This is a genomic window from Billgrantia montanilacus (assembly GCF_003336675.1).
In the GTDB taxonomy this organism is placed as follows: Bacteria; Pseudomonadota; Gammaproteobacteria; order Pseudomonadales; family Halomonadaceae; genus Halomonas; species Halomonas montanilacus.
In genome coordinates this window covers 72136-94686 of the sequence record NZ_QPII01000009.1, presented here as the reverse complement: position 1 = coordinate 94686, position 22551 = coordinate 72136, and the positions used below count along the sequence as shown (strand labels likewise).

At 66.8% G+C, this 22551-nt stretch carries 20 protein-coding genes; 19 read left to right on the top strand and 1 reads right to left on the bottom strand.

Annotation, left to right across the window (positions count from 1 at the left end; genetic code table 11):
* Window position 1 precedes the first annotated feature (1 nt).
* The 14 genes from DU505_RS13210 (at window position 2) to DU505_RS13150 (ending at window position 15522) form a co-directional block, all read left to right on the top strand.
* Complete coding sequence (locus DU505_RS13210; protein ID WP_114479459.1) at window positions 2-547, top strand: VOC family protein; 546 nt, start codon at window positions 2-4, stop codon at window positions 545-547.
* On the top strand, window positions 544-1791 hold the full coding sequence (locus tag DU505_RS13205; RefSeq protein WP_114479458.1) for a RuBisCO large subunit C-terminal-like domain-containing protein: 1248 nt from the start codon (window positions 544-546) through the stop codon (window positions 1789-1791). Before DU505_RS13210 ends, DU505_RS13205 begins: the two co-directional genes overlap by 4 nt.
* Window positions 1792-1793: 2 nt before the next feature.
* Window positions 1794-3005, top strand: coding sequence for a four-carbon acid sugar kinase family protein (locus tag DU505_RS13200; protein ID WP_114479457.1), 1212 nt, complete (start codon window positions 1794-1796; stop codon window positions 3003-3005).
* 89 nt (window positions 3006-3094) lie between these two features.
* Entirely contained in the window at window positions 3095-3763 is a 669-nt protein-coding gene (locus tag DU505_RS13195) for a hypothetical protein (RefSeq protein WP_114479551.1), read from the top strand.
* Window positions 3764-3910: 147 nt separating this feature from the next.
* Window positions 3911-4798 carry a metal ABC transporter permease gene (locus DU505_RS13190; protein WP_114479456.1) on the top strand — a complete coding sequence of 296 codons (888 nt, stop codon included), beginning with the start codon at window positions 3911-3913 and terminating at the stop codon, window positions 4796-4798.
* Between the two features lie 74 nt (window positions 4799-4872).
* Window positions 4873-5028: a hypothetical protein gene (locus DU505_RS22590; protein WP_181872823.1), complete on the top strand. Its 156-nt coding sequence runs from the start codon at window positions 4873-4875 to the stop codon at window positions 5026-5028.
* Entirely contained in the window at window positions 5028-5765 is a 738-nt protein-coding gene (locus tag DU505_RS13185) for a metal ABC transporter ATP-binding protein (RefSeq protein WP_114479455.1), read from the top strand. The genes DU505_RS22590 and DU505_RS13185 overlap by 1 nt, the downstream gene beginning before the upstream one ends.
* Entirely contained in the window at window positions 5759-6649 is an 891-nt protein-coding gene (locus DU505_RS13180; RefSeq protein WP_114479454.1) for a metal ABC transporter permease, read from the top strand. The genes DU505_RS13185 and DU505_RS13180 overlap by 7 nt, the downstream gene beginning before the upstream one ends.
* A 41-nt stretch (window positions 6650-6690) precedes the next feature.
* The gene (locus DU505_RS13175; RefSeq protein WP_114479453.1) at window positions 6691-7857 is read left to right on the top strand and encodes a metal ABC transporter solute-binding protein, Zn/Mn family; all 1167 of its coding nucleotides are present in this window, start codon (window positions 6691-6693) and stop codon (window positions 7855-7857) included.
* 536 nt (window positions 7858-8393) lie between these two features.
* Window positions 8394-9617 (top strand): ABC transporter substrate-binding protein, encoded by a 1224-nt coding sequence (locus tag DU505_RS13170; protein WP_114479452.1) that lies wholly within the window; start codon window positions 8394-8396, stop codon window positions 9615-9617.
* Window positions 9618-9830: 213 nt separating this feature from the next.
* Window positions 9831-11399 carry a fatty acyl-CoA synthetase gene (locus tag DU505_RS13165; protein WP_220250714.1) on the top strand — a complete coding sequence of 523 codons (1569 nt, stop codon included), beginning with the start codon at window positions 9831-9833 and terminating at the stop codon, window positions 11397-11399.
* A gap of 2 nt (window positions 11400-11401) precedes the next feature.
* A complete protein-coding gene (locus DU505_RS13160) occupies window positions 11402-12562 on the top strand; it encodes an acyl-CoA dehydrogenase family protein (RefSeq protein WP_114479450.1) in 1161 nt (386 codons plus the stop codon).
* 36 nt (window positions 12563-12598) lie between these two features.
* The gene (gene bktB / locus DU505_RS13155; RefSeq protein ID WP_114479449.1) at window positions 12599-13789 is read left to right on the top strand and encodes a beta-ketothiolase BktB; all 1191 of its coding nucleotides are present in this window, start codon (window positions 12599-12601) and stop codon (window positions 13787-13789) included.
* An 80-nt stretch (window positions 13790-13869) separates the two neighbouring features.
* The gene (locus DU505_RS13150) at window positions 13870-15522 is read left to right on the top strand and encodes a fatty acid--CoA ligase (RefSeq protein ID WP_114479448.1); all 1653 of its coding nucleotides are present in this window, start codon (window positions 13870-13872) and stop codon (window positions 15520-15522) included.
* A gap of 20 nt (window positions 15523-15542) precedes the next feature.
* On the opposite strand, the gene DU505_RS13145 is transcribed toward DU505_RS13150, so the two are convergent.
* The gene (locus DU505_RS13145) at window positions 15543-16562 is read right to left on the bottom strand and encodes an AraC family transcriptional regulator (RefSeq protein ID WP_114479447.1); all 1020 of its coding nucleotides are present in this window, start codon (window positions 16560-16562) and stop codon (window positions 15543-15545) included.
* A gap of 123 nt (window positions 16563-16685) precedes the next feature.
* On the opposite strand from DU505_RS13145, the gene DU505_RS13140 reads away from it, so the two are divergent.
* From DU505_RS13140 to DU505_RS13120, 5 genes are all read left to right on the top strand, one after another.
* A complete protein-coding gene (locus DU505_RS13140; RefSeq protein ID WP_114479446.1) occupies window positions 16686-17369 on the top strand; it encodes an ABC transporter ATP-binding protein in 684 nt (227 codons plus the stop codon).
* Complete coding sequence (locus DU505_RS13135) at window positions 17369-19870, top strand: FtsX-like permease family protein (RefSeq protein WP_114479445.1); 2502 nt, start codon at window positions 17369-17371, stop codon at window positions 19868-19870. The genes DU505_RS13140 and DU505_RS13135 overlap by 1 nt, the downstream gene beginning before the upstream one ends.
* The gene (locus tag DU505_RS13130) at window positions 19867-21069 is read left to right on the top strand and encodes a lipocalin-like domain-containing protein (protein WP_114479444.1); all 1203 of its coding nucleotides are present in this window, start codon (window positions 19867-19869) and stop codon (window positions 21067-21069) included. Before DU505_RS13135 ends, DU505_RS13130 begins: the two co-directional genes overlap by 4 nt.
* 19 nt (window positions 21070-21088) lie before the next feature.
* Window positions 21089-21988: a LysR family transcriptional regulator gene (locus DU505_RS13125; protein ID WP_114479443.1), complete on the top strand. Its 900-nt coding sequence runs from the start codon at window positions 21089-21091 to the stop codon at window positions 21986-21988.
* Between the two features lie 135 nt (window positions 21989-22123).
* Entirely contained in the window at window positions 22124-22546 is a 423-nt protein-coding gene (locus tag DU505_RS13120; RefSeq protein WP_114479442.1) for a DoxX family protein, read from the top strand.
* The last annotated feature ends 5 nt before the right edge of the window (window positions 22547-22551 follow it).

The window sequence follows — 22551 nt, the reverse complement described above, 5'->3', positions numbered from 1 at the left end:
CATGAGCAGACATCTCGGCGCCATCCGCCAACTAGGGTACGTGGTAACGGATATCGAGGAAGCGATGGACCATTGGTCCCGGGTCATGGGCGTTGGCCCCTTCTTCTATAACCCGCGCGTGCCGATCGAGAACTACACCTACGAGGGGCAGCGGTACGAGGTTCACAACTCGGTCGCCCTGGCCAACTCGGGATTCATCCAGGTCGAGCTGATCCAGACGCGTAACGATGCGCCCTCGATGTATCGCGACTTCCTCCAGGCAGGGCGTACCGGGCTCCAGCACGTGGCCTTCTGGACCGAAGAGTACGATACCGACCTGGCCGCCATGGAAGCCCAGGGGTTTAACGTCAAGATGAGTGGCGAGGTCGGCGAGAACGGTCGTTTCGCCTATTTCGACCGCGAGCATCATCCCGGCACGGTGATCGAACTTTCCGAAGTACGTGGCCCCAAGGGCGACATGTTCCGCCTGATACGCGAGGCCTCGCAGGATTGGGATGGCAGCAACCCGGTTCGTCCCTTCCCTTCGCTCGACAGGGGCAGCGCATGATTCGTGCCGCCTATCTCGTGGAAACCCCGCTTGATCCTCGAGCGGTCGCGGAAATGATGGCCGGGGAGCAGAGTTCGGGGACTTTCGTGCGCGTCGAAGGTGAAACCGAGGCGCTGCGAACGCGATTCGGTGCCCGCGTGGTCAGCGTCGAGGTGATCGACGAACGCGACCGGCCCAGCCTGCACAGCGCCTACCTGGAGCGCAAGCGCGTCTCGGGCCCGTGGCAGCGCGTAGCGGTGGAGATCGACTACCCCGAGGAGAACGTTGGCCTCAACCTGCCCAACCTGGCAGCAACGGTGGCCGGCAATCTCTTCGACCTGGGCGAGGTGACCGGGCTACGTCTCACCGGGCTGACCCTGCGCCCCGAGTACCGGGACCGCTATTTGCTGCCCAGCCTGGGCGTGGCCGGCACGCGCGCGGCGCTTGGCGTTCAGGAGAGACCGCTGTTCGGCACCATTCTCAAGCCCAATATCGGCCTTTCCCCCGAGGAGACCGCCGATCTCGTCGAGCGGCTGTGCGAGGCGGGGGTCGACTTCATCAAGGATGACGAGATCGCCGGCAACCATCCCCATGCCCCCGTGCGCGAGCGGATCAGCGCGGTGATGGCGCGGGTGCGCTGCTGGCGGCAACGCAGCGGCCGCGACGTGATGGTGGCTTTCAACATCTCCGACGAAGTGGATGCCATGCGCGGCCATGCCGACCATGTCGAAGCGGAGGGTGGCACCTGCGTGATGGCCAGCCTCAACTGGTGCGGGCTCTCGGCGATGCAGAGCCTGCGCGCCTCGACGCCGCTGGCCATTCACGGGCATCGCAACGGTTTTGGTGCCTTCGCTCGTCACCCGGCGCTGGGAATCGATTTCTCCGCCTACCAGGTACTGTACCGGCTGGCGGGAATCGACCATCTGCATGTCCACGGCATGGGCGGCAAGTTTGCCGACCTGACCGAGGAAGTGGCCCACGCGGCGAAGCTCTCGCTGCAGCCGCTCGGGCATTCGGACGATCGGGTGATGCCGGTGTTCTCTTCCGGGCAGTGGGCGGGCACCTTGCCGACGACGCTGATGGAAACCGGCAGCGCCGACTTCATGTTCCTGGCCGGCGGCGGCATCCTGGCCCATCCCGATGGAGCTGCTGCGGGAGTCAGAAGCCTGCGAGAAGCCTGGGACGCCATTCAGGCCGGCGAAGCGCTGGAAGCTCCCGGTCGGCCTGCACTTGCCGCCGCGCTCGACTTCTTCGGAGCGCGCTAGGCATGCGCTATGTATTCGTTGCGGATGACTTCACCGGGGCGTCCGATACGCTCGCCACGCTGAGCCGGGCGGGCCTGAGGACACGGCTCTACCTGGCCCCACCCACCCTGGCTGAAGTGCGCGACCTCGACGCCTTCGGCATCGCGACGGCAGCCCGCAGCATGGAACAGGACGCCTTGGCCGCGACTATGGGGCATCTCGCCGAAGCCCTGAAACCCCATGCGCCAGAGGTCATCCATCTCAAGGTCTGCTCAACCTTCGATAGCAGCATTGAGGTTGGCAACATCGCCACTGCCATGAACGCGCTGACCAAAGGCTTGGGCCCTGCCACCACGGTCATCCTGGGGGGCCAGCCAAGCCTCGGCCGCTACTGCCTGTTCGGTAACCTGTTCGCCAAGGGGGGCGATGGCAACGTTCACCGGATCGACCGCCACCCCGTCATGCGGGATCACCCCGTCACGCCAATGCGTGAAGCCGACCTGCGTCGCCATTTCGCCGCCCTGGGGCTGCCGAACCTGGCGCTTTTCGATCTCCTGGCACTGCGCAGCGGCGGCATACTGCCCGGCAACCCGGTGCTGTGTGACGTGCTGGACGAAAGCGACCTGCAACTGCTCAAGGATCGGCTGAAACACTCTCCGTTCCCCCAACTCTGGGTCGGGTCCAGCAGCGTGGCCGAGACCTGCTTTCTCGAAGCTTCTCCACCACAGTTGCCGGATACCTTGCCCGGCCCCCTGCTGGTGTTCGTCGGCAGCCGTTCGCCCATGACCGCTGCCCAGGTGGCAGCCGCCACCGGGTTTGCCAAGGTCATCATTCCCGCCAGCTCCCTCGCGCACCAGCCTGACGAACTCTATCGACAGCTCCGCGAACTCCTGGCTTCGGGCCGTCATGTGCTGGCGGTGCTCGACGAAGACCTGGGCCACGGCCTGTCGCCTGCAGGCATGGCGCAGCGCTCTGCCGACCTGCTGGCCCGCCTGATGGCCGAGCATGGCGCCGGCACGGTGCTGGTGGCGGGCGGCGACACCTCAAGCCTGGCCATTCACGCCCTCGCCCCGCGCAGCATCGACTATACGGGACAGCTGTCGCCGGGCGTCGCCATCTGCTGCGCACACTTCGCGGATGGCAGCCGGCTACCCGTCATTCTCAAGGGCGGCCAGATGGGCGAAGTCGACCTGTTCAGCAAGATTCGAGCCATGGTCCAACAGGACCCACTATGATATGACGACCAGCCCAGCTTGTTGCCAGGGAGAGGTGGCCCAAGCCGGCTGGAACGCTAGGCTCGTTTCGCCCACTCATGGAGACCATCATGCCCCGGAATCGACGCTTCACCTGCCTGCTTGCCTTGCTGCTAGGCATCGTCCTTGCCGCTCCCGTCCTGGCCCAGCAGCCCGTCCAGGAATTTCAGGCCTACGAAGACGCTCTGGCTAGAGGCGAGCGACACGCCAACTATTGGCAATACGGCTGGGCGGGGGTGTATGCCACCTCACTGGCTGTGAACGCTTATCAGGCCAGCGAGGCGAGCGATCGCGACGACCGCTATGACGCCCGGGTGGGCGTGGTGAAGTCGGCCCTGGCGCTGGGCGGCACGCTGATGGATCGCCAGCCACACCCACAGGCCTACCGCGAGCTGCGTGATGGCGATCAGGATATCGACCGGGCCCGGCGGCTGATGCAGTCGGTGGCCGATGAGGAACGTCGCCGCCGCAGCCTGGAAGCCCGGCTGGGCTCGCTCGCCGTGAACATGGCCTCGGGGCTGCTGATCGGTGTGGGCGACGGGCGCGGGCGCGACGGGGCGATCAACTTCGCCACCGGCATGCTGATCAGCGAACTGCAGCTGCAGACCCAGCCGCGCCAGGCCACGGTAGCGATCAACCGCTTCCAGCCGGCCCGGGTGTCAGTGGGTGACATGCACCTGAAAGGCGAATACGCCCTGCTGGTGACGCCGAATCAGGTCGGGGTGGCGCTGCGCTACTGATTACGCCGAGCCAGGGCGAGAGGACCTCGCCCGTGGATTGCTAGTGAACGGCCTTTCAGACGGAGTTCCTTGCACATCATCGTCGAACTGATTATTGTTATGTTATAACATATCTATAGATTCCTGTTTTCATCACTAGAGAGCCCGATGATCGATTCACTACTCTGGTGGGTCACCTCGCCGCTGGACTACGCCTTCATGCGCCGAGCGCTGGTGGCCTGCCTGGCGCTGTCGCTGACCGCCCCCATCCTCGGCGTATTGCTGATGCTTCGCGGCATGAGCCTGATGGGCGAGGCGCTCTCCCATGCGATTCTGCCCGGCGTGGCAGTGGCCTTCATGCTGGCGGGCTTCTCGCTGCCGCTGATGATGCTGGGTGGCGTGGCGGCTGGGCTTGTCACCGTGGCCACGGCCAGCAGCGTGACCCTGTTCAGCGGCCTGAAGGAGGACGCCGCCATGGCCAGCCTGTTTCTCGTGGCCATGGCCGCCGGGGTCATGATCATTTCGCTCTCGGGCAGCGCCCTGGACCTGGGGCATGTGCTGTTCGGCTCGGTACTCGCCGTCGACGGCCGCACCCTGCTGCTGGTCTGCCTGGTCAGCAGCCTGGTCCTCGTTGGCCTGGCCATCAGCTTCCGGGCGCTGGTGATGGAGTGCCTGGACCCGCAGTTCCTGACGCTTCAGGGCAGGCACGCCGGCTGGATCCATGGGCTGTTCATGTGCCTGGTGGTGCTCAGCCTGGTGGTGGGCTTCCAGTCCCTGGGTACGCTGATGGCCGCCGGCCTGATGCTGCTGCCGGCGGCCACGGCGCGCTACTGGAGCCGGCGCCTGGAGGGAATGATCGCCATCGCCATCGGCTGGGCAGTGACCTGCAGCATCACGGGGCTGCTGGTTTCCTATCACGCCGGACTTCCCACCGGGCCCACCATCGTTCTGCTGACGGGCGCGGGCTATGCGCTCTCCGTGCTGGTCGGGCCCTGCAATGGAATGCTGTCTCGCCTGCGCACGCCGCACCGGGTTTTGAGTCACGAAAAACGGTGAGGCCCCTCCCCGCCGGCCGGCATATTTGTTATGTTATATCCTAGTTTATCTTATCGCGCCGAGAGGCCAACCCCATGGCACATCGCTCACGTTCACATCGACACCGCCAGGAAGGGCCTTGCCATTTCTCGCTGATGTCGCTTTCCGCCACGCGCCGCCTGCTGCTGGCCACCGCACCGCTGGCCGCGCTCTGGCTCGCCGTCTCCTGGGCGGCAGGGTGGTGGGGCTGATGGAGCAGGAAGCCAACTCACGGCTGCAGCTGCACAACCTGCAGCTGGCCCAGGCCAACCGCACCGTGCTCGAGCACGTGGATGGCCGCTTTCGCGACGGCGCCATCACCGCACTGGTCGGCGCCAACGGCACCGGCAAGAGCACGCTGATCCAGGGGGTCATGGGCATGCTCAAGCCAGTCGCCGGCCGCGTGGCGTGCTCGGTGCCCAGGGAGCGCCGCGCCTGGCTGCCGCAGCAACTGGCACTGGACCTCACCTTCCCCATGAGCGTGGAAGAGCTGGTCATGACCGGCAGCTGGCCGAGCCATGGGGCGCTGACCGGGTACTGCGCCCACCACTATCGTCGCGGCCGCGAGGTCATGGCTCGCCTGGGTATTTCGCACCTGGCGCACCGCCCGCTGGGCGAACTCTCCGGCGGCCAGCGCCAGCGCGCCCTGATCGGCCGCACCCTGATGCAGGAAGCGGAGCTGCTGCTGCTCGACGAGCCCTTCGCCAACGTCGATAGCGAAACCGTGGACGTGCTGATGACGGTGCTGCGCGACATGGCCGCCAGTGGCGCTACCCTGATCGTGGTGCTGCACGACATGGAGCAGCTCTCACGCCTCGCCGACGAGGTAGTAGTGCTGGCCAACGGCCACGCCCACTGGACCTCGCCCCAGGCGATTCTCGAGGGCCAGGCCCCCATTGCCGGCACCGCCCGTCTGACGCTGGGTATCCCGGGGGTCAGCACATGCTAGCGCTGCTCTACGAGTGGCTGATCGCTCCCTTCGATTACGGCTTCATGCGGCGCGCCGCGGTGGGCGGCCTGGCCCTGTCGCTGGCGGCCCCCCCCATGGGGGTGTTCCTCATGCTGCGGGGCATGAGCCTGATCGGCGATGCCATGGCCCATGCCATCTTGCCCGGCGTCGCGCTGGGCTTCCTGCTCGCCGGCTTCTCGCTTCCGATCATGAGCCTTGGCGGCGTGCTCTCGGGGCTGCTGGTAGCCATGCTGGCGGGTAGCGTGTCGCAGATGACCGGCCACCGGGAAGACTCCGCCATGGCCAGCTTCTTCCTCATTTCGCTGGCGGCCGGGGTGATGCTCGTCTCGCTGGGCGGCAGCAGCGTCGATCTGACCCATGTGCTGTTTGGTTCGATCCTCGCGGTGAACACCACCGCCCTGATACTGATCGCAGCGATCAGCAGCGTGATCGTGATCACCCTGGCGCTGATCTTCCGCGCCCTGGTGGTGGAGTGCCTCGACCCGCTGTTCCTGCGCGGCCAGGGCATGCATGGCGGCCTGGTTCACGGCATCTTCCTCGGCCTGGTGGTGCTCAACCTGACCGCCGGCTTCCAGACCCTGGGCACCTTGATGGCTGTGGGCCTGATGATGCTGCCGGCCACCACCGCGCGCTTCTGGAGCAAGCGCCTGGAAGGGCTGATCGGTATCGCCATCGTGCTGGCCATGATTGCCAGTACCGGCGGGCTGCTGCTGTCGTATCACCTCAGCATTCCCTCGGGCCCCGCCATCATCCTGCTGGCCGGCGTGGGCTACATACTCTCCGCCCTGTTCGGCCGCCATCACAGCCTGACTGCGCGCTTGCGCCGACGCGCGGCACCGCTGGGGGCTCCCGAGCCTCACTGACCGCTACATAGAACACCGACAACAGACCAAGGAGCTCTCGCATGCGTACTATCAAGCCCTCCGCCCTGATGATTGGCGCCACGGCCATGCTCGCCCTGCCGGCCGCCTTCGCCGCCGAGCGCGTACAGGTCGTTACCAGCTTCAGCATCCTGGCCGATATGGTCGAGAACGTCGGTGGCGAGCACGTCGAGGTGACCTCCCTGGTCGGCCCCGACAGTGATGCCCATGTCTTCTCACCCAGCCCGCGTGACGCCCGGAACCTGGCCGATGCGGACCTGGTGGTATTCAACGGACTGCTCTTCGAGGGCTGGATGGAGCGCCTGATCGACTCCAGCGACTATGCCGGCCCGCTGGTGACCGCCACCGACGGTATCGACAAGCTGGATTATCATGGCCATGAGCATGACCAGGCACATGGCCATGACGATCATGATGACCATGGGCATGACGATCATGGGCACGATCACGACGACCATGATGACCATGGACATGACGATCATGGGCACGATCACGATGACCACGATGACCACGATGACCACGATGACCACGGTCATGATGACAGTGGTCATGACGATCACGACCATGGCGAACAGGACCCCCATGGCTGGCAGGACCTCGCCATGGGCCAGGTCTATGTCGGCAATATCCTCGAGGGGCTGATCGAGGCGGATCCGGACAACGAAGCCGCCTACCGCGAGAACGCCGACCGCTACATCAACGACATGCAGGCCACCGATGACGAAATTCGTCAGCTGCTGGGTGATATTCCCGCCTCCACCAGCGTGATCACCGGCCACGACTCCTTCGGCTACTTCGCCAACGCCTACGGCGTGCGCTTCCTCTCGCCAGTGGGGCTCTCCACCGAGGCCGAGCCCAGTGCCGCCGACATGGCGCGGCTGATCGACGTGATTCGCGAGCAGAACGTCAAGGCACTGTTCCACGAGAACATGACCAGCCCGGCAATCATCAACCAGCTGTCGGAAGAGGCCGGCCTGCCCATCGCCGGCACCCTCTATGCCGACGCCCTGGCGGCGGAAGGCGACGCGAGCACCTACCTCGGCATGATGCGTCACAACGCCCAGGTGCTGCATGACGCCCTGGCCAAGCAGGGCCATGATGATCATGGGCATGACGACAGCCATGACGATCATGGACATGACCAAGACGACGATCACGGCCATGACGACGACCATGGCCACAGCCATTGACCGGACGATACCAAGCGCGCCGCTAGCGGCAGCGTAACCCACAGCGAGGGCGCCAATGGCGCCCTCGCTGCTTTACGGGCTTGCTGGCCCGTATCCTCTCTTCGAACAGCGGTTTTTCCCACCTGCCATCCGCCCTGCTGAGGCAGGAAACACCTGGCATGATCTGTAACGCCGAACCTCCCCCGCCTCAATGACCACTCTATCGCCGCATCCTTTATCCTATTGATTTAAATCTATTATCTTTAAATGCAGCCGAGCTGGCCACGGCTCTCACCTCTATGACCAAAGTCTTAGCTCTTTCAAGCCATCTGATAATTGGCACGAAATGCAAAAAGTGTGGCGCGATGCGTAAAACCACGACGCGGGTTTCCTCCTACCATGAAACAGCGTCGCGACCAGTGGAAATGACACCGTCCACAGCCGGCCAACACCTTACGCACAAAAGTTCACACGGAAACACACAGGTTATCCACAGCTTGAATCCAGCGCCGTCGATTACCGGCGGCTCGTACAACAACAACTCACAAGGCAACAGAATGCACGCTACCCAACGCTTCGCCATGGGCGTAATCGCCGCCTCCGTCATGCTCGCCGGCCACGCCGGTGCTGCCGAGATCACCGACAACGAGATTCGCATCGGCTACCTGGCCGACATGTCGGGCCCCTATCGCGACCCCATCGGCCCCCAGGGACTGGATGCCATCCAGATGGCCATCGAAGACGTGGGCGGCAGCGTGGCCGGCGCGAGCATCGAGGTCTTCAGCGCCGACGACCGCAACAGCCCCGACGTGGGCTCGAGCATCGTTCGCGAATGGATCGACGAGCGTAATGTCGACATGGTCACCGGGCTGGTGGCTTCCTCCGTCACACTGGCCGCCGTGCGGCTGCTGGAAGAGGAGAACCGCCTGGGGCTGGTCAACGGTGCTGTCTCCTCCGGTGTGACCAATGAGAGCTGTTCGCCCAACCATATCCACTGGGTCTACGACACCTGGGCCATGTCCAACGGTACCGCCAAGGCGATCACCCAGGAGGGCCATGAGAACTGGTACCTGCTCAGCGCCGATTACTCCTTCGGCCACGCCCTGGAGGGCGACGTGGAGCGCGTCGTCACCGAGAACGGCGGCACCATCGTGGGCAAGGCGCGCCACCCCTTCCCCACCAGCGACTTCTCGTCGTTCCTGCTGCAGGCCCAGGCATCGGGCGCCGATGTGATCGCGCTCAACAACGCCGGTGCCGACACCATCAACGCCATCACCACCGCCGGTGAGTTCGGCATCACCCAGGCGGGGCAGATACTTGCCGGCATGGTGCTGTTCAGTACCGACGTGCGCAGCATCGGACTCGAGGCCGCCCAGGGGCTACAGTTCACCAAGGCGTGGTACTACGACCTGAACGACGAGACTCGCGCCTGGGCCGAACGTTTCCGCGAACGCACCGGCAGCATGCCGACCATGGTCCACGCAGGGCTCTACTCCAGCACGCTGCACTATCTCCAGGCCGTGGACGCCATCGGCACCGACGAGGCCCAGGCGGTACGCCAGCAGATGGCCGATACCCCGATCAACGATATCTTCGCCACCGATGGCTATATCCGCGAGGACGGCCGCATGGTCCACGACATGTACCTGGTGGAGGTGAAGTCGCCGGAAGCGTCGCAGGACGAGGACGACCTGTTCCGGATCGTGCGTACCATCCCGGCCGAGGAAGCCTTCCGCCCGCTCTCCGAGAGTCAGTGTCACCTGGTTAACAACGATGCCTGAGCGCCGTGACCGGAGATGTGACATGAGCGTTTCTCGCCCTGGTTCACCGCCGCGTGCCAGCGCCTCCTTGCTGTGGGTGCTCTGCGCCGATGAATCTTCCAGGCCCCCGGCTGAAGCCGGGGGAAGCGCCGAGGCATCGTCACGACGGCTGAACCGCCCAGCCCCAGCCGACGTTTCGATAAGACAAACGATGCCTGAGACGTACAGGAACCGATGAACATGACAACGACAACATCATCACGCATCCAGCAGAACACCATCGGTGCCGCCCTGAGCCGCAGCGCCCGCAAGCACCCAGCCAGGCTGGCACTAGCCTTCGATGAGCGCCGCTGGCACTACGCCGAACTCGACCGGGCGGTAAATCGGGTCGCCAACCGACTCCTCGCGGCGGGGCTATCTCCCGGCGATCGCCTGGCGGTGTACGGCAAGAATTCCGACGCCTACGTGATCGCCTGGCTGGCGGCCACCCGCGCCGGCCTGGTGCACGTGCCGATCAACTTCGCCCTGAGCGCCGACGAGCTGCGCTATATCCTTGAGCAGTCCGGCGCAGCCGGGCTGCTCAGCGACCTGAGCCTGGCCGACAACGTGACAAGAGCGAGCGAAGGGCTCGGACTCACGCTTTCAGGCACCCTGCATGCCGATGAGGAACAAGGCTTCGACGTGCTGCAGCTAGCCCTCGACAGAGACAGTGCCGAGAGCGACGACAGCAAGCCGGACGTGGCCGTGGAAGGGGCCAGCCTGGCCCAGTTGCTCTACACATCGGGCACCACCGCGGCACCCAAGGCGGCGATGATGACCCACCAGGCGCTGCTCGCCGAGTACATGGCCTGCATGGTGGAACTCGACATCAAGGGCGACGAGCCGATGCTGGCGGCCCTGCCGCTCTATCACTCGGCGCAGATGCATGTGTTCCTGATGCCGGCCCTGCTGCTCGGCGCCCCGGTGCATCTGCGCTCAGCGCCGCTGCCCGACGACTGCCTGACGCAGATCGCCAGTGAAGGCATCGTCTCCTTCTTCGCCCCGCCCACGGTGTGGATCAGCCTGCTGCGCCACCCCGACTTCGACAGCCACGACCTGAGCCGACTGAAGAAGGCGTATTACGGTGCCTCTATCATGCCGGTATCGGTGGTGGAAGAACTGCAGCAGCGCATTCCCGGCGTGGGGCTATACAACTGCTACGGCCAGAGCGAGATCGCCCCGCTGGCCACCGTGCTGCGCCCTGAGGAGCATGTGGCACGGCCGGCCTCGGCGGGTCGCCCCATCCTCACGGTGGAGACGCGCATCGTCGACCTGGAGATGAACGACGTGCCACCCGGCGAGCACGGTGAGATCGTGCACCGCTCGCCCCAATTGCTCACCGGTTACTGGGACAAGCCGGAGATGACCGAGGAAGCCTTCGCCGGCGGCTGGTTCCACTCCGGCGACGTAGGCTACTTCGACGAGGGGGGCTATCTCTACATCGTCGACCGCATCAAGGACGTCATCAATACCGGCGGGATCGTGGTGGCCAGCCGCGAAGTGGAGGAAGGGCTGTTCAAGCACCCTGCCGTCTCCGAAGTGGCCGTGGTGGGCCTGCCCGATGCCAAGTGGATCGAGGCGATCACCGCCGTGGTGGTGCTAAAGGAGGGATTTGACGTGAGCGAGGAGGAGCTGATCGCCCACGCCAGGGGCCTGATGGCGCCCTACAAGGTGCCCAAGTGGATCCTCTTCGCCGACGCCCTGCCCAAGAGCACCGCGGGCAAGATCCTCAAGCGCCAACTGAGAAAGGAGCTTCACCCCTGACCATGAGCACACCCGACGATGACATGACCGCCCTGTTCCACGACATGATTCGGCGCTGCCTGGAGCAGGAGGTCGCCCCCTACTACGAAGCGTGGGAAGAGCAGGGAGATATGCCGCGCTCGCTGTGGCACAAGCTCGGCGAGGCCGGGCTGCTGGGCATCGACCTGCCGGAGGAGGTCGGCGGCAGCGGCGCCGACTTCGCCATCACGCAGTTCGCCCTGGAGGAGATCTCGCGCCAGGGGTTCGGCGGGCTGGCCAGCGCTTACAACATCCACGCCAATATCGTCATGCCCTACCTGCTGCATGTGGGTACCCCGGCACAGCAGGAGAGGTGGCTGCCGGCCATGGCCCGGGGCGAGGCCATCGGCGCCATCGCCATGACCGAACCCAATGCGGGCAGCGACCTGGCGGCGATGAAGACCCGGGCCCGCCGTACCGACGAGGGCTGGCGGCTCGACGGCGCCAAGATCTTCATCACCAACGGTCAGGTGGCGGATATGGTGATCGTCTGCGCCAAGACCGACACTGGCGCCGGGGCCAAGGGGGTGTCGCTGTTCCTGGTCGACACCTCGCTCCCGGGGTTTTCCCGGGGCAAGCCGATCAAGAAGATCGGCCAGCACGCCAGCGATACCGCCGAGCTGTTCTTCGATCAACTGCAGCTGCCCGCCGACGCCCTGCTCGGCGACGAGGGCGCCGGTTTCCGCTACCTGATGCAGGAGCTGCCCCGCGAACGCCTGGGGGTTGGTGCCCAGGCACTCGGCGCCATGGAGGGCGCCCTGGCGCTGACCCTGGACTACGTCAAGGAGCGCCGCGCCTTCGGCCAGGCCGTGGGGGACTTCCAGAACACCCGCTTCACCCTGGCCGAGGTGCGCGCCAAGATCGACATGGGCCGTGCTTACTTCGAACACTGCGTGGCCAAGTATCGACGCGGCGAGATGAGCAGCACCGACGCCGCCATCCTCAAGCTCGAGCTCAGCGAGATGCAGTGCCGCAATATCGATGCCTGCCTGCAGCTCTTCGGTGGCTACGGTTACACCCGGGAGTATCCGATCTCGCGTTTCTATGTGGATGCGCGAATCCAGACCATCTACGCAGGCACCTCGGAAATCATGAAGGAGGTGATCGCGCGCTCGCTGCTCGGCAGGGGTACCACGCCGGGCTGACGCCGGGCCCGGAATCCGTCATTCAGGAGACAGACCATGCTATTCGACTCAGTCGTCATTCTCGACGGCGCCCGCACCGCCATCGGCAGCTTCGGCGGCAGCCTGGCCGGCCTCGCCCCCCATGAGATGGGCAGCATCACCGCCCGCGAGGCGATCCGCCGTGCCGGCATCGAGGCCGATGCCATCGACCATTCGGTGTACGGGCACATCATCACCACCGGCCCCCAGGATGCCTATCTGGCCCGTCATATCGCCCTGGAGGCCGGGGTGCCCGAGGGTGCCGCGGCATTCAACGTCAATCGCCTGTGCGGCTCCGGCGTGCAGGCGCTGCTCTCCGCCGCCCAGCAGATCGCCCTGGGCGACAGCCATCTCGCCCTGGCGGGGGGCGCCGAATCGATGAGCCGCGGCGCCTACCTGCTGCCGCCACAGGCCCGCAACGGCCTGCGCATGGGTCACGCCAGCGTCACCGACCTGACCCTGGGCATTCTCAGCGACCCCTTCGGCAGCGGCCACATGGGCGTCACCGCCGAGAACATCGCCAGCCGCTTCGGCCTGACCCGCGAGGAGGTCGACCAGTTCGCCCTGGAGAGCCACCACAAGGCCGCCCACGCCATTGCCGAGGGCCGCTTCGACGGCCAGATCGTGCCGGTCACGGTGCGCGAGGGCAAGGCCGAGCGCCAGTTCGACCGCGACGAGCACGTGCGCGACGGCGTGACCCTGGCCGACCTGGGCAAGCTCAAGCCCGCCTTCCACAAGGAGGGGCTGGTCACCGCCGGCAACGCCTCGGGCCTCAACGACGGCGCCGCCAGCCTGGTGCTGGCACAGGCCGACGAGGCCAGCCGACGTGGTCTGACGCCCCGGGCGCGGATCATCGCCGGTACGGTCGCCGGGGTCGAGCCCTCGCTGATGGGTCTGGGGCCGATTCCCGCGGTGAAGCGCTGCCTGGCCCAGGCCGGGCTCACCATCGGCGACATCGACGTGATCGAATCCAACGAAGCTTTCGCCGCCCAGGCCTTGGCGGTGGCCCGGGAGCTCGACCTCCCCCTCGAACGCCTCAATCCCAACGGCGGCGCCGTAGGCCTCGGCCATCCGGTCGGCGCCACCGGGGCGATCCTGGTACTCAAGGCACTGGCCGAGCTGGAGCGTACCGGCGGCCGCTACGGGCTGATTACCCTGTGCATCGGCGGCGGCCAGGGCATTGCGCTACTCATCGAGCGCCAACGCTGAAGCCATCTTTGAAGCCATCTCTTACGCCATCGCTGAGCGACAGGCGAAGCCTGGACGGAAACAACGACAAGGAGCCGCACATGAACAGCGTCACACCCAAGATCCTGCCCGCCACGCCTTCGGCCACCAACCCGCCGCTGCTGATCGGCGACCTGCTCGACTCCGGCGTGCGCATGGCCGGGGACAACCAGATCGTCTACCGCGACCTCTCCCGCCACGACTATCGCCGCTTCCGCGAGAGGGTCCATCAGCTCGCCCACCTGCTGTCGGCCCAGGGCGTCAAGGCCGGCGACGTGGTGGCGGTGCTCGACTGGGACAGCCATCGCTACCTGGAGGCGTTCTTCGCCATTCCCATGATCGGCGCGGTGCTGCATACCGTGAACGTGCGCCTGGCGCCGGAGCAGATCCACTACACCATGGAGCACGCCGAGGACGACTTCGTGCTGGTGCACGAGGACTTCGTGGCACTGCTCGAGCCGCTGGCCGACAAACTGCCGCGCATTCGTGGCTACCTGCTGTGCCAGGACGCTCCCTCGTCAGTGGTGAGCTCGCTGAACCTGGCCGGAGAGTACGAGGCGCTGCTGGCCGAGCAGCCACGCCACTACGACTTTCCCACCTTCGATGAAAACGCCGTCGCCACGCTGTTCTACACCACCGGCACCACCGGCAACCCCAAGGGGGTATTCTTCACCCATCGCCAGTTGGTACTGCACACCCTGGCCGAGGCCAGCACCTTCCAGACCCCGGGCTTCGAGCTGCTCAACCGCGACAAGGTGTACATGCCGATCACCCCCATGTTCCACGTCCACGCCTGGGGTGTGCCCTATACCGCCACGCTGATGGGCGCCACCCAGGTCTACCCCGGGCGCTACGAGCCGGAGATGCTGGTCAAGTTGCTGGTCGGCGAGAAGGTCGACTTCTCCCACTGCGTGCCCACCCTGCTCAACATGGTGGTCGGTGCCGATGCCATCGCTTCGGGCAAGGTCGACCTCAGTGGCTGGAAGGTGCTGGTGGGCGGCAGCCCCTTGACCCAGCCGCTGTGCCGCAAGGCGTGGGAGCTGGGCATCGACACCCGTAGCGCCTACGGCATGTCCGAGACCTGCCCGCTGCTCACCGCCGACATCCTGCCCCGGGACATCGACCAGGCCGACTTCGAGGCCCAGCTGCCCTGGCGCTGCAAGGCGGGTGTCGCGGTACCGCTGGTCAGTCTCGAAGTGGTCGACGAGGACGGCAACCCGCTGCCCCAGGACGGCGAGAGCATCGGTGAGGTACGGGTGCGGGCGCCCTGGCTGACCCAGAGCTACTACAAGGAGGAGACCCGCAGCGAGGAACTGTGGCGCGATGGCTGGCTGCACACCGGCGACGTGGCGGCCCTGGACGAGCGCGGCTTCCTGCAGATCCGCGACCGCATCAAGGACGTGATCAAGACCGGCGGCGAATGGGTATCGTCGCTGGACCTGGAGAACCTGATCGGACAGTACCCCGGGATCTCCGAGGTGGCGGTGATCGGCGTCGCCGACGAGCAGTGGGGGGAGCGCCCCGCGGCCCTGGTGGTGGCCAGCGACCTCAACCATCCGCCCGAGTCGCAGCAGGTTAAGGCGTTTCTCCAGCAGTTCGTCGACCAGGGCAAGATCAACCGCTGGGCGATTCCCTCGTTCATCCGCTTCGTCGACGAGATTCCCAAGACCAGCGTGGGCAAGCTCGACAAGAAGCGCATTCGCCAGGAGGTCTGAGCTCGGTATTTCCGGCCGGCTCAGGCGCCTCTGTCCGCCGGCGACAGCAGCGCCCGCCGATAGGCGGCGGGCGAGTTGCCCGTCCACGACTTGAAGGCGCGACTGAAGCAGGCCAGGTCGCGGAATCCCAGCTCGTCGGCAATGGCCAGTAGCGGCCGCTCGCTGCGAGTCAGCGCCTGGATCGCGAAGTCGCGCCGGAACTCGTCCTTCACCGCCTGGAAGTGGGTGCCCTCGTCCGTCAGCCGGCGCGCCAGGGTACGCACCGACATGTGAAGCGCCCGTGCCACGTCGTGGACCGAGCCCGAGGAAGCCAGGTGGTGCGAGAGATGCTCGCGCACCCGATGCGAGACCAGGCGATCGGCGAAGGAGACATAGAACCAGTCGGCCGGCGCCCGGCGCAGGAAGGCGCCCAGGTGCTTCTTGGTCTGGCGGATCGGTTGGTCCAGCAGGGCCTGGTCGAAGTAGATGGCGGTCTGGGACCGCTCGAAGCTCACCTTCCCCGGGTAGAAGTAGAGATAATCGGCGCTATGGGCCGGCTGGGCATAGGCGCACTCCATCATGACCGGCGGGATCTTGCGGGCGATCATCCACGAGGCGATGCCGTGGAACAGCTTGAGCATCAGCTCATGGACGAGAATACGGCTGCCCGCCGGCGGCCGATGCTCCACCAGCGCGACCCGGGCCAGATCGTCCTCGACGCTGTACTCGTAGCCGAAGTCATCCAGCACGATACGGAAGAACAGCGTGTAGCGGTGCAACGCCACCTTCAGCGTCGGCGCCTCCAGCACGCTGAGGCAGAGCAGCTTGAGCGTGCCGCCCCGCAGCGGCCGGGCGAAGAAGCCCGGCGTCTCGTCATCGTACTCGTTCACCAGCAAGCGGTAGAGGGTGGCGAACTGCTCCACCGTGACACGCCCATGGGGTGCCGCGAGCAGAAACGGCGATATCCCCGCACGCTCGAGATAGCTCCCACGGGCACGTTCCACGACGGGAACGCCGTGAAACAGCTCGTTGACGAAATGCATGGATACCGTGACGGTCACACTCCACTCCCTCTGGGTTCGGTCCGGCGACAACAGGTCATGCCGTCATGGTAAGTTATTCGCTGCCTTGGTCGACTGTCCTGCGATCATGGCATCATCGCCACCGCCCCTACGGGAGCCGCCATGCTCGAATTCCGCCAGGTCCACAAGTCCTACGCGACACCCCAGGGACCGCTTCAGGTGCTGGACGGCATCGACTTGCGGCTCGACGCCGGAGAGAGCCTGGCGCTGATGGGCGAATCCGGCAGCGGCAAGTCGACCCTGCTGCACCTGGCGGCGGGGCTCGACCTGCCGGATACCGGCGAAGTGACAGTCGCCGGCCAGGCTGTCTCTTCACTGGACGAGCCCGCCCGGGCCCGGCTGCGCCGCGACACGCTTGGCCTGGTGTTCCAGCAGTTTCACCTGGTGCCGAGCCTGAACGTTGGCGACAACCTGCGCCTGCAGGCCAGGCTTGCGCGGCGAGACGATGTCGAGTGGGCGGCCCACCTGATCGAACGGCTCGGCCTTGCCGGCATGGAGAAGCGCTACCCGGAACAGCTCTCCGGTGGCCAGCAGCAGCGCCTCGCCATCGGTCGCGCCCTCGCGCCTCGCCCCGCCCTGCTGCTCGCCGACGAGCCCACCGGCAATCTGGACGAAACCAGTGCCGACGAGGTGCTAGGCCTGTTGCTCTCGCTGGTGAGCGAAGTCGGGAGCGCCCTGCTGTTGGTGACCCACAGCCATCAGGTGGCCGCGCCGCTAGACCGCTGCCTGCGGCTGACCCACGGCCGGCTCGACCCCGTCGATGAACGAGAGGCGAGCCGTCGCTGATGTTCACCACCCTGATCACCCTGCTTTCCCACTACAAGCGCCATCCGGGCCAGCTCGCCATGCTGCTGCTGGGCCTGTGGGTGGCCAGTGCCCTATGGAGCGGCGTACAGGCGATCAACGCCTCGGCCCGCGACAGCTACGCCCGCGCCGAGGCGTTGTTCACCACCGGGCTCGACCGCCTGGAGCGCCGCGACGGCCAACCCTTGACCCGGGATGACTACCTGCGCCTGCGCCGCGCAGGGCTGCCGGTGTCGCCGCTGCTGGAGGGCACGTTGGAGGCCCCTGACGGCACCCGGCTGACGGTAATCGGCATCGAGCCCTTCACCCTGCCCGGCGACAATGCCTTCGCCACCGCCGGCAGCACCAGTGAGCTGGCGGCGTTCCTCACCCCGCCGTGGCAGACCCGCGTGGCCCCGGACACCCTGCCCGCCCTGGGCATTGCGGATCGCCAGGCGCCAGGCGACGAACCACGCCTGACCGACGAACGGCGGCTGCCACCGCTTGTGCTGGCGCCTTCGCTGCCCCCCGATACCCTGGTGATGGATATCGCCGCGGCGTCGATGCTGCTCGACAGCGGCGAGACGCTGTCACGGCTGGTCACCGCTTCCAACGCCCTTGATGAAGCCCCGCCTGGCCTGGTGCTGACCCGGGCGACCACGCTGGCCTCGCCGGGGCAGCTCACCGAAAGCTTCCACCTCAACCTCACCGCCATGGCGCTGCTGGCGCTGGTGGTGGGGCTGTTCATCGTTCAGGCGGCGCTGGGCCTGGCGCTGGAGCAGCGCCTGACCATGCTGCGCACGCTACGGGCGCTGGGCGTCTCTGGGCGACGCCTGGTGGGGCTGCTGGCCCTGGAGCTGTTGCTGCTGGGCATCATCGGTGCCCTGGCCGGCATCGTCAGCGGCGTGTGGCTGGCACGGTTACTGCTGCCGGACGTGGCCGCCACCCTGGGCAGCCTCTATGGTGCCGGCGTGACCGCCGAACTCAGCCTGCCCTGGCACTATTGGGTTGGCGGGGTCGCCGTCACCCTGGGCGGGCTCTTCCTGGCCGGCGCCGGGGTGCTGTGGCGTGCCGCCCGGCTCAGCGTGCTGGGGCTCGGCCAGGCCCAGGCCTGGCGGGCGGGCTTCCGGCGCCAGCTCACCTACATGACTCTGGCCGGCGCCCTGGTGGCCTCGATCGGCCTGGCCCTGTGGGCCTGGCTCGCCGGGCAGCCGCCAGGAGAAGGGCTGCTGGCCGGTTTCGGCCTGATGGCAGCACTGCTGCTGGCCAGCGCCCTGTGGCTACCGCCGCTGCTGGCGGCTCTGCTCGCCGGCCTGGAACGGTTGGTGCGCCGCCGTCCGCTGGCCCAGTGGGCTCTGGCCGACCTGCAGCTCCAGCTGCCGCGGCTGTCGCTGGCCATGATGGCGCTGCTGATCGCGCTCTCCGCCAACCTGGGTGTGAGCAGCATGGTCGGCGGCTTCCGCCTCACCTTCCTCGACTGGCTGGAGCAGCGCCTGGTCGCCGACCTCTACCTGCGCCCGCCGGCGGAGCAGTTCGAAGAGATCGAAACCTGGCTCGGCGAACGCCGCGAGGTGGCCGAACGGCTGCCCACTCGCCGCACCGAGGCCACCCTGTACGAGGTCGAGCGCAACGGCAGCACGCGGGGCCTGGCGTTGCCGACCAACCTCTACGGTATCACCCCCGGTGACGCCTTGATGCCGAGCTGGCCGCTGCTGGATACCCTGGCGGGCCGTGACGCCGCCTGGCAGGCCTTCCGCGACGGCGAGGCCTTCATCAACGAGCAGCTCGCAATCGGCGAGGGGCTGGCCCCTGGCGACCGGCTGACCCTGGGTGCCCCCCAGGGCCGGGAGCAGGTCACCGTGGTGGCGGTCTATCCCGACTACGGCAACACCCAAGGTGAGGTGCTGTTCGCCACTGCCCAGTTGGCCAGCCGCTTCGGCGCACCGCCGGGCTCCATCGGCATCGTGCTGGCACCCGGCGCCGACGAAGCGGCCCTGGGACAGGCGCTGACCCGGCGCTTCGGCCTGGGCAGCGACAGCCTGGTGGACCAGCGCGAGGTGAAGCGCATCGCCACCGGCATCTTCGAGCGTACCTTCACCATCACCCGGGCGCTGAGTGCGCTGACCCTAGGGGTGGCGGCTCTGGCGCTGCTGGCCAGCCTGCTGGCCCAGGCCCGGGAGCGACGTCGCCAGCTGGCGCCGCTCTGGGCGCTGGGGGTCCCGCGGTCCCAGCTGGTCCGAATACAGCTGAGCCAGCTCGGCGCCGCCGCCCTGGTGACCGGCGCCCTGGCGATACCCCTGGGTATCGTCCTCGCCCTGGGCCTGGTGGCGGTGATCAATGTCGCCGCCTTCGGCTGGCGCCTGCCGCTGTTCCTGTTCCCCGGCGAGATCGCCCTGACCCTGGCCACCGCCGTGGCCGTCGCCCTGCTGGCGACTGCCCTGCCCGCCATCACCCTATGGCGCACCCCACCCCGGGCGCTGCTGGCCGAGGAGGCAAACACATGAGTGCCACCAGGCTGGTCGCGACAGGGCTGACGCTGCTGTGGCTTGCCGGCTGCGACACCGAGCGGGATGACGCAGCCCCCGGCGAGCCCGCCGGCTTCGCCGGGCTGGGTGAGGAGGCCGGCGACTTCGCCCAGGCCCATGAGGGAATCACCCTGCGTTTTCCCGAGGACCACGCCGCCCACCCGGACTATCGCATCGAGTGGTGGTACCTCACCGCCAACCTGGAGGACGACAGCGGCGAACCGCTGGGCCTGCAGTGGACGCTATTTCGCCAGGCGATCACTTCACCGGAGGAGCGCCCCGCCCCCACGCCTTGGGCCGCCGACCAGCTGTGGATGGCGCATATGGCGGTCTCCCGCGGCGAGACCCATCGGGTGGCGGAGCGCTTCGCTCGAAGCCACTCCGCCGACGAACTCGATGACCGGGATGGCCAGGCCGGGGCCAGGGCGCAGCCTTTCCGGGCCTGGATCGACCACTGGCAGTTGGCCAGCCATATAGAAACATCAGACGAAACGACAGGCGAGGCGACCGAGGCAGACACCTTCGCCGAACTGGAACTGACGGCACATCAGGACGACGAGCACGGCGGCTTCGGCTATGCGCTGACCCTTACCGCCGAAGGGCCGTTGGTGCTGCACGGCCTGGAGGGGTTCAGCCAGAAATCCGCCGACGGCCAGGGCTCGATGTCCTCTGGCTCGATGTACTACAGCCAGCCTTTCTGGCGCGTCGAAGGGGAGGTCGCCCTGGATGGAGAGAGCCGCACGGTAAGCGGGCGCGGCTGGCTCGACCGGGAGTGGAGCAGCCAGCTGCTGGGGGCAGAGCAGCGCGGCTGGGACTGGTTCTCGCTGCATCTGGAGAGCGGCCACAAGCTGATGGCCTTCCAGCTGCGTGGCGGCGGCGCTGACGGCGGTGACTACCGCTCCGGCACCTGGATCGCCCCCGACGGCGAGCCCACCGCGCTGGCGCCGGATGAGATCGACATGACACCGCTGGAAACCCGCCGCGTGGCGGGGCGCGACGTGCCGACCCACTGGCGCCTGGCAATCCCCCGCGCCGGGCTGGACCTGTCCATCGAGGCCCCCCATGCCGAGCGCTGGATGGACACCAGCGTGCCCTACTGGGAAGGCGAAGTGGTCGCCCGCGATGCCGATAGCGGCGAGAATCGAGGCGTCGGCTACCTGGAGATGACCGGCTATTGACGCAACGTGAGGAGAGACCATGAACCTGCTGGACGCCATGAGCGCCTACGTACGCGTCGCCGAACTCGGCAGTTACACCCGTGCCGCGGAGGCGCTGGACCTGTCGCGCACACGGGTCTCGCGGCTGGTCATGGAGCTCGAGAGCCACCTGGGCGTGCGACTGCTGCAACGCACGACCCGGCGCCTGCATCTCACCGAAGCCGGGGAGAGCTACCTCGCCCGCGCCCAGGGCATCCTGCAGTCGCTGGAAGAGGCCGAGGCCGAGCTGGGCGCTGGCAGCACCGAGGTCTGCGGCCGGCTGCGGGTCAACGGCCCGATGTCCTTCGGCACGCGTTTTCTCTCACCGCTGATCACCCGCTTCATGCTGGCGCACCCGGCACTCCAGGTCCGCCTCGACCTCAACGATCGCCGCGTGGACCTGCTGGAAGAGGGCTACGACCTGGCGATTCGCATCGGCGAACTGCCCGACTCCAGCCTGGTGGCGCGCCCCCTGGCCCGCTGCCGCCTGCTGCTGTGCGCTTCACCCGAGTACCTGGCGCGCTTTGGCAAACCGGCCACCCTGGCGGAGCTGGCCGAGCACCGCTGCCTGCGCTATCGCACGGCCAGCGGCAGCGAATGGCAGTTCGGCGGCCTTCGCCTGGCGGTACAGGGCCCCCTGGAGAGCAACAACGGCGATGTGCTGACCCAGGCCGCCGAGGCCGGGCTGGGTATCGCCCACCAGCCGAGTTTCCTGGTCACCGAGAGCATCAGGAGCGGGCGCCTGGTGCCGCTGCTGATCGAGGAGGCCAGCGTGACGATAGGCATCTACGGGGTCTATCCCGCGAGGCGCCATCTGCCGGCCAAGGTCGAGCGGCTGCTCGACTTCCTGGCCGAGGCCTGGGGGGATCCGCCGATCTGGGAGCGGGAGCTGGGCCTGTAGGCGACACCGATTGTCACAGTAACCGCAACAGTGATGTGCAATAGTTGCAGATTATCTCCTCATCGGGCTCGGATAGAGTGACAGCCATCGAAGCACAACTGGCCCCTACAACGTCCCCCGACGGAGATCACGACCATGACCACTCAAGCCATTCAGTTGACCCATACCGACACCCTGCAGGCACATGCCACCGCCCTGCTGCGCCTCTCGCTGGGCGTCATGACCCTGGCCCATGGCCTGCTCAAGGTGTTCGTCTTCACCGTGCCCGGCACCGTCGGCTATTTCGAATCGCTCGGCCTCCCCGGCTTCATCGCCTACCTGACCATCTTTGCCGAAATCGGCGGTGGCCTGGCCCTGCTGTTCGGCGTCTATACGCGCTGGGTAAGCCTGGCCTTGATTCCGGTGCTGCTCGGCGCCGCCTGGGTGCATGCCGGAAACGGCTGGGTCTTCTCCAACCCGGGTGGCGGCTGGGAGTATCCTGTGTTCTGGGCCATCGCCCTGCTGGTGCAGGCCGGCCTGGGCAGCGGTAGCCTCGTCGTCAACCGTCGCTTCGCCTGAGCCCC